The organism is Curtobacterium sp. VKM Ac-2861, from assembly GCF_013204965.1.
Taxonomy (GTDB): Bacteria; Actinomycetota; Actinomycetes; order Actinomycetales; family Microbacteriaceae; genus Curtobacterium.
This window is the reverse complement of sequence record NZ_JABMLA010000002.1, coordinates 124,867-137,227: the sequence shown is the minus strand read 5'-3', so window position 1 is coordinate 137,227 and position 12,361 is coordinate 124,867. Positions and strand designations below refer to the sequence as shown.

Annotated in this window: 15 protein-coding genes and 1 riboswitch; of the genes, 7 read left to right on the top strand and 8 right to left on the bottom strand. The window is 72.0% G+C overall.

Annotated features, from left to right (window positions below; genetic code table 11):
* Positions 1–6: 6 nt before the first annotated feature.
* From HQQ88_RS05440 to HQQ88_RS05425, 4 genes are read left to right on the top strand one after another with little or no spacing between them, the layout of a single operon-like run.
* Positions 7–285 (top strand): hypothetical protein, encoded by a 279-nt coding sequence (locus HQQ88_RS05440; protein WP_173168880.1) that lies wholly within the window; start codon positions 7–9, stop codon positions 283–285.
* Positions 282–2,153 carry an alpha/beta hydrolase gene (locus tag HQQ88_RS05435; RefSeq protein ID WP_173168879.1) on the top strand — a complete coding sequence of 624 codons (1,872 nt, stop codon included), beginning with the start codon at positions 282–284 and terminating at the stop codon, positions 2,151–2,153. The genes HQQ88_RS05440 and HQQ88_RS05435 overlap by 4 nt, the downstream gene beginning before the upstream one ends.
* Positions 2,137–2,700: a hypothetical protein gene (locus HQQ88_RS05430; RefSeq protein ID WP_367916978.1), complete on the top strand. Its 564-nt coding sequence runs from the start codon at positions 2,137–2,139 to the stop codon at positions 2,698–2,700. The genes HQQ88_RS05435 and HQQ88_RS05430 overlap by 17 nt, the downstream gene beginning before the upstream one ends.
* Before the next feature lie 48 nt (positions 2,701–2,748).
* Positions 2,749–3,051, top strand: coding sequence for a hypothetical protein (locus tag HQQ88_RS05425; protein ID WP_131846019.1), 303 nt, complete (start codon positions 2,749–2,751; stop codon positions 3,049–3,051).
* On the opposite strand, the gene nagA is transcribed toward HQQ88_RS05425, so the two are convergent.
* The 8 genes from nagA to clpS form a co-directional block, all read right to left on the bottom strand.
* Positions 3,052–4,218 carry an N-acetylglucosamine-6-phosphate deacetylase gene (gene nagA / locus HQQ88_RS05420; protein ID WP_173168878.1) on the bottom strand — a complete coding sequence of 389 codons (1,167 nt, stop codon included), beginning with the start codon at positions 4,216–4,218 and terminating at the stop codon, positions 3,052–3,054.
* Positions 4,215–4,622, bottom strand: coding sequence for a YrdB family protein (locus HQQ88_RS05415; protein WP_173168877.1), 408 nt, complete (start codon positions 4,620–4,622; stop codon positions 4,215–4,217). Before HQQ88_RS05415 ends, nagA begins: the two co-directional genes overlap by 4 nt.
* 8 nt (positions 4,623–4,630) lie before the next feature.
* On the bottom strand, positions 4,631–5,491 hold the full coding sequence (purU, locus tag HQQ88_RS05410; protein WP_123293261.1) for a formyltetrahydrofolate deformylase: 861 nt from the start codon (positions 5,489–5,491) through the stop codon (positions 4,631–4,633).
* 84 nt (positions 5,492–5,575) lie between these two features.
* Positions 5,576–6,916, bottom strand: coding sequence for an MFS transporter (locus HQQ88_RS05405; protein ID WP_123936889.1), 1,341 nt, complete (start codon positions 6,914–6,916; stop codon positions 5,576–5,578).
* Between the two features lie 100 nt (positions 6,917–7,016).
* On the bottom strand, positions 7,017–7,442 hold the full coding sequence (locus HQQ88_RS05400) for a MarR family winged helix-turn-helix transcriptional regulator (RefSeq protein WP_123293262.1): 426 nt from the start codon (positions 7,440–7,442) through the stop codon (positions 7,017–7,019).
* A gap of 76 nt (positions 7,443–7,518) precedes the next feature.
* Complete coding sequence (locus tag HQQ88_RS20080; protein ID WP_173168876.1) at positions 7,519–8,445, bottom strand: GNAT family N-acetyltransferase; 927 nt, start codon at positions 8,443–8,445, stop codon at positions 7,519–7,521.
* Positions 8,442–8,918, bottom strand: coding sequence for a DUF2017 family protein (locus HQQ88_RS05390; RefSeq protein WP_173168875.1), 477 nt, complete (start codon positions 8,916–8,918; stop codon positions 8,442–8,444). The genes HQQ88_RS20080 and HQQ88_RS05390 overlap by 4 nt, the downstream gene beginning before the upstream one ends.
* Positions 8,915–9,220: an ATP-dependent Clp protease adapter ClpS gene (gene clpS / locus HQQ88_RS05385; RefSeq protein WP_173168874.1), complete on the bottom strand. Its 306-nt coding sequence runs from the start codon at positions 9,218–9,220 to the stop codon at positions 8,915–8,917. The genes HQQ88_RS05390 and clpS overlap by 4 nt, the downstream gene beginning before the upstream one ends.
* A gap of 37 nt (positions 9,221–9,257) precedes the next feature.
* Positions 9,258–9,343, top strand: a riboswitch (ZMP/ZTP riboswitch).
* A gap of 59 nt (positions 9,344–9,402) precedes the next feature.
* Here clpS and glyA point away from each other — a divergent pair.
* From glyA to HQQ88_RS05370, 3 genes are all read left to right on the top strand, one after another.
* On the top strand, positions 9,403–10,701 hold the full coding sequence (glyA, locus tag HQQ88_RS05380) for a serine hydroxymethyltransferase (protein ID WP_173169117.1): 1,299 nt from the start codon (positions 9,403–9,405) through the stop codon (positions 10,699–10,701).
* On the top strand, positions 10,698–11,630 hold the full coding sequence (locus HQQ88_RS05375) for a bifunctional 5,10-methylenetetrahydrofolate dehydrogenase/5,10-methenyltetrahydrofolate cyclohydrolase (RefSeq protein ID WP_243837126.1): 933 nt from the start codon (positions 10,698–10,700) through the stop codon (positions 11,628–11,630). Before glyA ends, HQQ88_RS05375 begins: the two co-directional genes overlap by 4 nt.
* 173 nt (positions 11,631–11,803) lie before the next feature.
* A complete protein-coding gene (locus tag HQQ88_RS05370; protein ID WP_173168873.1) occupies positions 11,804–12,307 on the top strand; it encodes a hypothetical protein in 504 nt (167 codons plus the stop codon).
* Positions 12,308–12,361 lie beyond the last annotated feature (54 nt).

Sequence of the window (12,361 nt, the reverse complement as noted above, 5' to 3'; positions counted from 1 at the left end):
GGCAGCATGGGGGATCTGGTGGTCGACCTGTCGACGATGCAGGCGGTGTCACGAGGGGTCCTGCAGGCGGCTGGTGACTTCCGGTCCGAGCGTGCGCTGTCCGGGGCGGACAGCGGCACGTTCGGGTCGGCGACGGTCGAGTCGGCGTTCGTCCAGTCGGCCCGGGCCCTCGACGCGATGATCGGCTCGCTCGGCGACGACGCGGACACCCTGCGCGGGTACGTGACCACCGCTGCCGAAGCGGTCCTGCGCGCCGACGCCGACCTCGCCCGGCGGGTCCGGTGAGTGCCGACCCCACCGCCGGAGACCCGGACGGCATCCAACGCGTCGCGCGCCTGCACGACGACCACGCGGATGCCGTCCGCGACGGAGCCCGTCAGGTGCTCGTCGCGGCGGAGTCCGCGGCGGCCGGGTGGCAGGGTGTAGCGCAGCAGCAGTTCCTCACGGTCGCAGCGACGGTGCCGGCGAGTGCGCACCGCGTCGCCGCACGGTTGGACGCCGCGGCGACGGCGCTCGCCGACTACGCGCGCGAGGTCCAGCAGATCCAGGACGAAGCCGCTCGCCTGCAGACGGCGCTCCGGAACACGGCCGACGACATCGCGGTGAACGCGCGGGCGGTCCGCGCCGCGACCCGGACGGCGGCCGGGCCCGATGCGGTCGAGGCGGACGAGGTCCTCCTGCAGCAGGTGCAGACCAGCGGCGTCTGGCTCGCGGGGCTCGAGGCGCGGTTGTCGGCGCAGTGGGACGAGCTCGTCGCCCGACGCGCTGCCGCGGACCGTGCGGCTGCGTCTGCGCTCGACGACCGAGCGGTGCTCGGCGGCCTGGTCTCAGCTGCGGCCGCCCGGGCGATGAGCGACGGGCAGTTCACGACCTGGCTCGGCACCCTCGACCACGAGAGCATCGCGGCGCTGCGGGACGACCCGCGCATCGCCCGGCGTCTCGCAGGGCTCGACGCCACCGACGTCGCCGGGTGGTGGCAGGCGATGTCCGGTCCGGACGGAGCGCCGTCGGCAGCCCAGCGGGCGTTCGTCGCGGCGTTGCCCACGGTGATCGGGAACCTGAACGGCGTCGCGTACTGGGCACGGGTTCGGGCGAACACGACGGTGCTGGTCGACCGGCTCGCCCACGCGGAACGGCAGGTCGCGCACTGGCGGGAGCAGCTCGACGCCGCGAAGACCCCGGCCGGAGCTGCCGCCGCCCGAGCGGAGCTGTCCACGTGGTCGCGGCAGCGCGATGCCTACCGGAACATCCAGGACACCCTCGACACGACCCCGGTGTCGCTCGTGTCACTCGTCGACGACCGTCCACCACTCGCGCAGATCGTCGCTGGTGACCTCGACCGCGCCGCGCACGTCAGCGTCATCGTGCCGGGCATGAACACCGCGACGGACCAGCGCGGAACGGTGCAGAACTACAGCGCGATCGCACGGGGCATGCGCCGCGAGCAAGCTCGCGTGGGTGGTGTCCGACGCAGTGACATCGCCGTGGTGTCCTGGATCGGCTACCACCCGCCGATGGCCGACGACCCGTCGTTCGCGGCCGTGGTCGCGAACGGCCGGGCGCACGAGGGCGCTGACCGGCTTGTGGCCGACCTCGACGGGTTCCACGCAGTCCGAGCGGCTGCCGGGCACGACGCGGACCTGACCGTGCTGGGGCACTCCTACGGCACGAACGTGGCGACGATCGCGTTGACGAGGACCCACGCCGACCACGTGGTGCTGCTCGGCTCGGCCGGGGTCACGGACGTCGCACCGAAGGCTTCGGCGCTGCACGTGCCGGCGGGCGAGGTCTTCGCCAGCCAGGGTGCCGAGGACGGCTGGGCCGTCACCGGCCAGAACCTGTCGGGTCGGCGGGATCCGACCGAGTCCTCGTGGGACGCGCACGAGTTCAGCTCGGAGACCCAGCGGGGCAGTGACGGCACGCTGCACGGCGTCACGCAGCACGGCCCCTACGTCGGTGGGAACGGCGACGGCCGGTACTCGTACTTCGACGACGGCACCACGGCGCAGCACAACAGCGCGCTGGCCGCCATGGGGCGTGGTGACGAGATCCCCGAACAGGGCGGTCCCTTCGACCGGATGCGACAGCAGACGAAGGACGATTGGCTCATGTACGGCTGGCAGACAGGACTCACCGGTGACCCGAGGCTCTGAACGGTGGGGCGGAGCCGTCGTGGCATCGATCGCCGTCGCGATGCTGTTGGCCGGGTGCGCCGCCGCCGCCCCGTACTCCCCGATGCAGAAGGACACGTCGATGAACGTCGAAGAATCCCACCAGGACGTCCTGGACGTCTTCGCTGCCGTCCGGTCGGTCGTCGGCGAGGACGGCTGGGGCGATGACGATCCAGCCTGGCTCCTCTGTGGCAGCGACGGCGAAGACGCAGCCCAGTACACGTACGCCAGCACCCGGAGACTCCCGCTCGCCGGGACGCCCGACGAGGTCGCCGAGCGGGTCGTGACGGCGCTCGCCGGGATCGGGTACGACGGTGCGGTGGTGGAGCACGACGAGGAGCTCACGCCGCGGCGAACCGTCATCAGCTACCCACAGGGATACCTCCGCGGCACCGCTCCGGACGGGTTCGCGATCTTCTTCCAGGCGTTCGACTCCTACGCCGACGTGTCCATCGACGGGCACTGCGTGCCGGGGAAGGCTCCGAAGTTCGGTGAACCACTGAACCCACGCCCCACCGACCTGCCCTGACCGACGGACCGGCAGGCCCTACGATCGACCCGACAGAGGGGGACCACCATGACCGAACTCGCCGACTGGGAGACCGAGGGCGCCAAGGCCCGACCGACGACCCCGGACGATCGCAACCGGCCACCGGCACCGGCCGCCCTGCGCGCCACCACCTGGATCGGGGTGCTGCTGCTCATCGCGGCGGTGTTCGTGTTCGTGGGTGCGTCGTCCCTCGGCGTGCGCGAGGACGAGTCCGAGGTGCACTTCCTCACCCGGCTCGTCATCGTGGTCGTCATCGGGGTCGCCGTCGCCGGGCTCGGTGCGGTCGCCCTGCTGCTCCGGCTCGTCGCGGGGGCACTCGTCCGGCGCTGATCAGCGCAGCTCGCGCCCGCCGCCCCACACCCGCTGCACCTCGAGCGCCGGGGACAGCGCCACGAGGTCGGCCGCGTACCCCGGCGCGAGCCGCCCCAGTCGGTCGCCGAGCCCCAGCGCCGCGGCCGGCACGCTCGTCAGGGCCGCGACGGCCTCGGGCAGCGTCCGTCCGGCGAGCGAGACCGCGTTCCGCAACGCCACGTCCTGCGTCAACGTCGACCCCGCGATGGTGTCGGTCCCGGCGACGTGCGCGACGCCGTCCGTCACGGTGACGTCGAGCGACCCCAGTCGGTACGAACCGTCGGCAGCGCCCGCAGCACCCATGGCGTCGGTGATGAGCGCCACCCGGCCCGGGGCAGCGCGGAACAGGGTGTCCGAGACGACCGGGTGCACGTGCACGGCGTCGAGGATGAGCTCGAGCGTCACCCGGTCGTCGGCCACCGCGGCACCGATCGGCCCCGGCGCGCGGTGGTGCAGCCCCGGCATCGCGTTGAACGCGTGGGTCAGCAGCGTCGCACCGGCGTCGAACGCGGCACGGGCCTGGTCGTAGGTGCCGACGGTGTGGCCGACGGCGACGGTGACCCCGGCGGCGACGAACCGGCGGACGGCGTCGAGCGCGCCCGGCAGTTCCGGCGCGATGGTGACCTGGCGGATGACGCCCTCGCCGGCCTCGAGCAGTGCGTCGACCGCTGCGGGGGACGGGTCGATGAGGAACGACTCGTTGTGGGCGCCCTTGTTGTGCGGGGACAGGAACGGCCCCTCCAGGTGCACGCCGAGCACGAGCGGGTCGGTCGCCATCACGGAACGGATCCGCGCGAGCGAGTCCGCGAGCGCAGGGACCGGGTTCGCGACGAGGGACAGGACCGACCGGGTCGTGCCGTGGGCCCGGTGGACTGCCAGCGACTCGGCGAAGGAGTCGTCCTCGTACGACTCGGTCGCACCGCCGTGCCCGTGCAGGTCGGTGAACCCGGGCGTCAGGACCGCGTCACCCAGGTCGACGACCTGGTCCGCCGCGGGGGCTTCGGGGCCGGAGCCGACCGCGTGCACCACGTCGCCGGCGAGCAGGACCCAGCCCTCCGCCGTGGACCCGGCCGCGTCGACGACGCGGGATGCGCGCACCAGGGTGCGCTGGGCCTCCCGGCCGGCCTGGAGGCCCGTGACGGTCATGCGGTCTCCCTGCGGAACGCGATCACGCCGCTCAGGGCGGCGATCACGATGAAGACGAAGCCCACGACCGGGTGGCCGATGGAGATCCAGGTCGCGCCCGCGGCGATGACCAACGCGACCTCGACGATCGTCTTGCCGACGATGTCGGTCTCGATCGGCGACGCCGGCGAGCGGAAGAAATACCAGACGACGGCGGCGAACAGCGGGGCGCCGACCATGAACAGGTAACCGGGCAGGGGGAGTTGCCACGACCAGTAGCCCCAGAACGCCAGGGAGAGCAGACCGAACGTGCAGACCAGGACGCGGAGCACGCGCCAGGCGTCGAACGGCCGTCGCTGCTTGCCGGCGGGTGCCGGGCCGGGGACTGATTCCCAGTCGACGGGGGACTGCGGGGCGTTCGTCATGGTGCTGCCTACTTGAAGATGATGGTGCGGGCGCCGTCGAGCAGGACGCGGTCCTCGGCGATCCAGCGCACTGCCTGGGTGAGGGTGCGGGACTCTTCGTCCTGGCCGATGGAGACCAGCTCGGCGGGGTCCTTCGTGTGGTCCACGCGCACGACGTTCTGCTCGATGATCGGGCCCTCGTCGAGGTCGCTCGTGACGAAGTGGGCCGTCGCACCGATGAGCTTCACGCCGCGTGCGTGCGCCTGGCGGTAGGGGTTCGCGCCCTTGAAGCCGGGCAGGAACGAGTGGTGGATGTTGACCGCACGGCCCTCGAGCGCCGCGCAGAGCTCCGGCGACAGGATCTGCATGTAGCGGGCGAGCACGACGAGTTCGATGTCGTGCTCCTCGACCGCTTCGAGGACACGGCGCTCCATGGCCGCCTTGCTGTCCGCGTCGGTGACCGGACGGTGCTCGAACGGCACCGAGTAGAACGACGCGAGCTCGGACAGGTCCGGGTGGTTGGACAGCACGAGGGGGACCTCGATCGGCAGCTGCCCACCGCGCTGGCGGTAGAGCAGGTCGTTGAGGCAGTGGCCGGCCTTCGACACGAGGACGAGGCTGCGCAGCGGGCGACCGACGACGTCGAGCTGGACGCGGGCGTCGTAGCGGGCGGCGACGGGGGCGAGGGCCGCCTCGAAGGTCGCGCGGTCCACCGGCGCCATGACCTGCAGGCGCATGAAGAACGTGTTCGTGTCGACGCTCGAGAACTGCTGCGACTCGGTGATGTTGCCGTTGGCGGCGACGACCGCTCCGGAGACAGCGTGCACGATCCCGGGCTGATCGTCGCAGACGAGCGTCAGGGTCCAGTGCGTGGGGGTCGGGTCGGTCACCGGATCAGGGTACCGGGCGCCGCGAGCGCGGTGCTTCGTGCGCAGGAATGGTCGAGTGCCGTCACGCGACCCGACCATTTCTGCTCACGAAGCGGGCGTGGCGGCGGCGGCCGTGCGGAGGCGGCGGTCGGCCAGGGTCAGGACCGTCAGGAGCACCGCGACGCCGAGGATCACCCACGCCAGCACGTGCAGGTCCGGTGTGGTCGGGGCCTGGCCGAACACGCCACCGATGAGCGACGAGGCCCCGATCGCCCCGATGTACACCGCCGTCCGGGACAGCCCGGCCGCGGTGCCGATGTACGACGCGGGCACGAGCCGGTACAGCGCCGCCTGGTTCGACACCGACGCCAGGGCCTGCGGGACGCCGAACAGCGCCGGCGCCAGCGCGAGCAGCACGACCGGCGACCCGGTGTGCAGGAAGAGCAGGAGCGCCCCGCCGACGATCGGCACGACGGCCGCGACGATCAGGGGTCCGCGCACGGCGGTCTTCCGGGCGACGACGAACGACGCGATCCCGGCCACGATCGCGGCCGGCAGCTGGATGTACCCGGCGACGTCGCTCGAGTACCCGGCGACGTCCTGCACCCACTGCGAGAACCCGTAGGTCATCGTGTACGCGAGCAGGTAGGTCAGGAACAGCCGCACGTAGGTGCGGGACAGCGCCCCGTTCCGAGCGAGCATCCGGACGTCCACGAACGGTCGGACCGCGCGCAGCTCCCACAGCACGAGGGCGACGAGCAGCACGATCGCCACCGCGAGCAGCCACCACAGGCCGGCGGACAGGTCGAGCAGGAAGACGAGCAGCGCCGAGACGGTGCCCGTCATGAGCAGCATGCCGAACGGGTCGAGCGCCTGCAGGACGGGCAGGGCCTCGTCGTCACGCGGACGGAGCCGGTCGGACGGCAGCCACATCGACGCCACGACGATGCCGAACGCCGCCAGGGGCACGTTCACCAGGAAGATCGCGTGCCAGCCGAACGCGGCGATCAGCGCGCCGCCGAGCGGAGGCCCGGCCGCCGCGGACACGAGCGAGGTGATGGACAGCGCTCCGAGCACGAGCGGCGGGGTCGGCTTCCCGATCCGTGCCGAGTGCTGTCGGAGGGTGGTGAGTGCTGCCGGGTACGCCGACGAGGTGCCGATGCCGATGAGCACGCGGGCGAACACCGCGCCGCCGAAGCCGGTCAGGAACTCGGGCACGACCCCGGCGACACCGACGATCACGAGCCCCGTCAGGAACACCTTCTTCGGGCCAAAGCGGTCGGCGAGCTTGCCCATCGTCGGCTGCGCGATCGCACTCGCCAGGTACAGGGCGGCGACGAGCCAGATCGCCTGCGCCGCACCGATCCCCAGGTCGCGGGAGATCGGCGTGAGCGCGACGGACACCATCGTGGTGTTGATCGGGTTGAGCAGCGGCCCGACGAGCACCGGGATGAGGAGCTTCGGGCCGAAGCCACTGCCGGTGCTGCCCGGCGCGACGACGGGGGTGGGAGTGGTCGAGGTGGACGTGGGAGTGCTTCTTCCGGGGTCAGCGTTCGGTGAGCGGGGCGAGGATCGCGATCGCTCGGGCGACGGTGTCGCGGTCGGCGTCGGGCAGCGCGGCGAGCCGGTCGGTCAGGACGCGGGTGCGGGTGGTCCAGGCGTCCTCGCGGGCACGGGCGCCCTGGTCGGTCGCGCGGATGAGCGCACGGCGGCCGTCGGCGGGGTCTGGACGTCGTTCGACGAGGCCGAGGTCCTCGAGCGCCTGGACGGTCGCGCCCATCGACTGCGGCCGGACGCCCTCGGCGCGGGCGAGCTCGGCGACCGTGCTCTCGCCGTACCGCAGCAGGCGGCCGAGCGCGGCGGTCTGGGACGCCGTGACCTCGTCGGCCTTGCCGGTCAGCAGCGTGCGACGGATCCGACCGTAGAGCGTCAGCAGGTCACCGGCGAGCGCGGTCGGATCGGGTGATTCCATACCGGCACGGTACTACTTCGACAGTGCAACTTGCAAGGTCGCCTTGCGAGTTCCGGGTCCGCCGCTCCGGATCGGCTCAGTGCTCGAACACGATGCGGCGCTTCGTCACCACGAAGCCGGCCCGTTCGAACGCCCGGCGCATCGGGGTGTTCGCCGCGTCCGTCGTGCCGACCACCTTCGGCTCCCCGGCCTCGGCGTGCACGCGCAGCCCCTCGGCGAGCAGCCCGTCGACCACACCGCGCCCACGGTGCTGCGGCAGCACGCCGATGAAACTGATCGCCGCGTCGTACGCCGTCCGCGTCGCCAGGACGAACCCGACCACCAGTCCGTCGGCGTCGAGCGCGACCCGCCAGCCGTCGCGCGACCCCGGCAGCGAGCGGTAGAACTCGAGGTCGTCGGCGGCGGCGCCCCGCGGGCCGAGTTCGTCCACCGATGCCATTGTGTGGGCGTCGAGGCTCCCCACCGCGACGCGGGCGAACAGGTCCACGAACTCGTCGTCGTCACCGGCGCGGAAGCGCAGCGAGGACGGCATCGGCAGCCCGCGGTCCGGCGTCCACGCCACACTCACCCGCTCCGTCGATCGTCCGAGCCCTGCAGCCCGGGCGGCCGCCGTGCGCCACGACACCGCGGCGACGGCCGCGGGATCGTCGTGCCAGTCCACCGCGACGTCGACGATCCACTCCGGTCGCGCCCCGAACGCAGCGGTCGCCGCCGTGATCAGCCCGGCGGCGATCGCCACCCGCTCGTCCTCGGGCACGTCCGGAGCGACCAGCAGGTCGTCGAGGGTCGACGGCGCCTCGGCGTCCGCGCCACCCCACCAGAGCGCCCGTGCCACCGGACGGCCGTCGCGCTCGGCCAGCCACGACCACCCCGGGCGGTAGTTGTGCGTGCCGGACTCGGCGCGGTACCGGTCCGGACCGATCCACGCGACCGGTTCCGACGTCGAGAACGCGAGCAGGGCCTCCCGGTCGTCCTCGGTGGTCGCGCGGAAGGTGACCGTCACCGCGGTTCGGTCATCGTCGTGATCAGGTGCTCCTGCACGTAGCCGAGCCAGTCGTAGACGTCGCGCAGGCCGACGCCCGCGTCGGCCTCGACCGAACGCTCCTCGTCGTCGGCGTCGACGATCCCGAGGCGGTCGGCGATCGTCAGCCGCAGGTCGGTCAGCGTGCGGAGCCAGGCCTGCTCGTCCTCGGGGTCGAGGGCGCCGTCGCGGGTCCCCGTCAGCCACTCGTGCACGGTCGTCGCGTTCGAGGTCTTCTGCGCCAGCAGGTCGGACTGCGTGTACTTGCGGAACTCCGCGCTGGCGTCGTCGTCGTCCGGGTAGGCGTCCGGGAACATCCGTGTCGCCACCGGGTCCGCCGTCAGGTCGCCGTCGAGCACCTGGCGCAGCTGCTCGGTCAGGGACGTCAGCAGCCCGCGCTCGCCGGAGGACATGCCGAGGTGGACGCCGTCGGCCCGGCGGACGAAGGGGATCACGCTTCGGGGGCCTTGTCGACGGTCGCCTGCAGGCCGTAGCCGTGCATCGACTGGACGTGGGCCTCCATCGCCTCGCGCGGACCCGTCGCCACGATGGCCCGACCCTCGGTGTCCACCTGGTGCATGAGCCGTTCGGCCTGCGCACGACCGAAGCCGAAGTGCCGCTGGAAGACGTACGTGACGTACGACATCAGGTTCACCGGGTCGTCCCACACGACGGTGACCCACGGGGTGTCCGCGCGCGCACTGGTGCGATCGTCCGGGGTGGTCCGTTCATCCACGTCGGGCGAGGTCAGCGTCATGCATCCAGGGTGACACAGGGCGGGCGGCTCGGTACGATCGTCACGTCGCGACTGGCGTTGGATGGGTCACCATCGGGGAGCGACACCTGACACGGTGCGCGGCCGTACGCCTGGGCTGCACCGACCGATCGTCCGTGCGCGACCCACCGGTCGTCGCCAACCCACGTAGGAGAACCGTGTCCATCACCGATCTACCCGCCGTCGACGGCTCCGTCGACACCGACCGCGCAGCCTTCAACGCCCCGCTCACCGAGGTCGACCCCGAGATCGCCGCCGTCCTGCAGCAGGAGCTCGGCCGTCAGCGCGACACCCTCGAGATGATCGCGTCCGAGAACTTCGTGCCGCGCGCCGTGCTCGAGTCCCAGGGCTCCGTCCTCACCAACAAGTACGCCGAGGGCTACCCCGGCAAGCGCTACTACGGCGGCTGCGAGTACGTCGACGTCGCCGAGCAGCTCGCCATCGACCGTGCCAAGGCGCTCTTCGGTGCTGCCTACGCCAACGTCCAGCCGCACTCGGGCGCCACGGCCAACGCCGCGGTCCTGCACGCCATCGCCTCGGCCGGCGACACGATCCTCGGCCTCGAGCTCGCGCACGGCGGTCACCTGACCCACGGCATGAAGCTCAACTTCTCCGGCCGCATCTACAACGCCGTCGCGTACGGCGTCGACCCCGAGACGTTCGAGGTCGACTACGACGACATCCGCGCCAAGGCGATCGAGCACCAGCCGAAGGTCCTCATCGCCGGCTGGTCCGCGTACCCGCGCCAGCTCGACTTCGCGAAGTTCCGTGAGATCGCGGACGAGGTCGGCGCGAAGCTCTGGGTCGACATGGCGCACTTCGCCGGCCTCGTCGCCGCCGGTCTGCACCCGTCCCCGGTCCCGCACGCCCACGTCGTCTCGTCGACCGTGCACAAGACCCTCGGCGGCCCCCGCTCGGGCATCATCCTGTCCAACGACGAGACCCTGTTCAAGAAGCTGAACTCCGCGGTCTTCCCGGGCCAGCAGGGCGGCCCGCTCATGCACGTGATCGCCGCCAAGGCCACCGCGTTCCTGCTCGCCGGCACCCCCGAGTTCAAGGCCCGCCAGGAGCGCACCATCCGCGGTGCCCGCTTGCTCGCGGATCGGCTCACGCAGCCGGACGCCCGCGCGGCCGGCGTCGACGTCCTCACCGGCGGCACCGACGTGCACCTGGTGCTCGTCGACCTGCGCACCTCCGAGGTCGACGGCAAGCAGGCCGAAGACCTGCTGCACGAGGTCGGCATCACCGTGAACCGCAACTCCGTGCCGTTCGACCCGCGTCCGCCGATGGTCACCTCGGGTGTCCGCATCGGCACGTCGGCGCTCGCCACGCGTGGCTTCGGTGACGCCGAGTTCACCGAGGTCGCGGACATCATCGCGCTGACCCTCATGCCGAACCCGGACATCGCAGCGCTCTCGGCCCGGGTGAAGACCCTGACCGACGCGTTCCCCCTCTACGCGTGAGCGACGCCCTGAGCCCCCTGCCCGTCGAGCGATGGGCGGGGGAGGGCACTGCCGTCCGCATCGACGGCACCGCCCTCGCCGCCCGGACCCTCGACGAACTGCGGGTCCGCATCGACCGCCTGCACGAGCACGGCATCCGTCCGGGGCTCGGCACGATCCTCGTCGGGGAGAACCCCGGTTCCCTGTCCTACGTCGCGGGCAAGCACCGCGACTCGGCGCAGATCGGGCTCGACTCGCACCGCATCGACCTGCCGGCGACGGCATCCGCCGCAGACATCCGAGCCGCGATCCTGCAGATGAACGACGACCCCCGGGTCACCGCGTTCATCGTGCAGCTGCCGCTGCCGGAGGGCATCGACCCGACGCCGATGCTCGAGCTGATGGACCCGTCGAAGGACGCCGACGGCCTGCACCCGACGAACCTCGGTGAGCTCGTGCTCGCCGTGCCCGGTGGTGCCGGCACCATCGACGCGCCCCTGCCCTGCACCCCGCGGGGCATCGTCGCGATGCTCGAGGCGTACGACATCCCGATCCGCGGCGCGCACGTCACGATCATCGGGCAGGGGCTGACGGTCGGCCGGCCGCTCGGTCTGCTGCTCACCCGCCTCGAGGCCACCGCCACCCTGACCCACTCCCTGACGGCGGACGTCGCCGCGGAGTGCCGTCGCGCCGACATCGTCATCGCGGCGGCCGGGGTCGCCGGGCTCGTCAAGCCGGACTGGGTGCAGCCCGGTGCGGCCGTGATCGACGTGGGCATCACCCGCGTGGTGAACGAGGAGACGGGGAAGGCCAAGCTGCACGGGGACGTCGACCCCGCGGTCGCGTCCGTCGCTGGGTTCATGTCGCCGGTGCCCGGCGGCGTCGGCCCGATGACCCGCGCGATGCTCATGAAGAACGTGGTCGAGGCTGCGGAGCGCCACCTGAAGTAGGTGCGGCGGTCGGCTCACGAGGCGCGCGTTGGCATCGTGAGCAGAAATGGTCGGGTCCCGTCGTGGGACTCGACCATTTCTGCTCACCAGGTGCGGCCGGGAGGCGCGGCTCGCCCCCGCCCCGCGCGTTCGGGGGACGGGTGCGGAGCCGCCCCCAGTGCTACGGTCACCGCATGGGGGAGAACGTCCAGACCGCGCCCGTGATGGCGGCCACCGGCAGGAAGCTGCGTCCGCGTGCGTGGGGACTCGTACTCGTCGGGATCGTCGCACTGGTGCTGTCCCCGAACCTGGTGCTCTGGAGCACGTCGACGGGCTACGGCGGGGTCGACGCCGACGACAACTGGATCGACAACGGCGGCAAGGTCCTCGAGACCGCGCCCATCACGGTGCAGGTCGAAGCGCACGTCGCACCGGCCGCACTCGCACTGCTGCTGCTCGTTGTCGTCGTCGGGATCGTCCTACCGCCGACGCTCGCGCGCTACGGGCACCGCACCCTCGGCGACATCGTGCGGTACTCCGCGTACCTGGCGGTCCCGGTGTGCATCGTCGTCGGCGTGCTGGTCTACACGGTGTGGCAGGGCCACGTCGTGATGGACCAGCTCCAGCACGAGGTGCTGCACCCGCACGGGTTCCCGTGGGGCGGCGTCACCGTCACCACGGGTCACATGACCCACTGACGTCCGAGTCTCGCGCTGGATTGCGCCGAAGTTTCGCGGTCAGCGACACCTCAC

What these genes read in the sequence shown, in the direction of transcription:
- HQQ88_RS05415 (WP_173168877.1), bottom strand. Translation starts at nt 4,622, where the DNA reads ATGACGAACGCCCCGCAGTCCCCCGTCGACTGGGAATCAGTCCCCGGC.
- nagA (WP_173168878.1), bottom strand. Translation starts at nt 4,218, where the DNA reads ATGACCGTCACGGGCCTCCAGGCCGGCCGGGAGGCCCAGCGCACCCTG.
- HQQ88_RS05400 (WP_123293262.1), bottom strand. Translation starts at nt 7,442, where the DNA reads ATGGAATCACCCGATCCGACCGCGCTCGCCGGTGACCTGCTGACGCTC.
- HQQ88_RS05425 (WP_131846019.1), top strand. Translation starts at nt 2,749, where the DNA reads ATGACCGAACTCGCCGACTGGGAGACCGAGGGCGCCAAGGCCCGACCG.
- clpS (WP_173168874.1), bottom strand. Translation starts at nt 9,220, where the DNA reads ATGACGCTGACCTCGCCCGACGTGGATGAACGGACCACCCCGGACGAT.
- HQQ88_RS05370 (WP_173168873.1), top strand. Translation starts at nt 11,804, where the DNA reads ATGGGGGAGAACGTCCAGACCGCGCCCGTGATGGCGGCCACCGGCAGG.
- HQQ88_RS05440 (WP_173168880.1), top strand. Translation starts at nt 7, where the DNA reads ATGGGGGATCTGGTGGTCGACCTGTCGACGATGCAGGCGGTGTCACGA.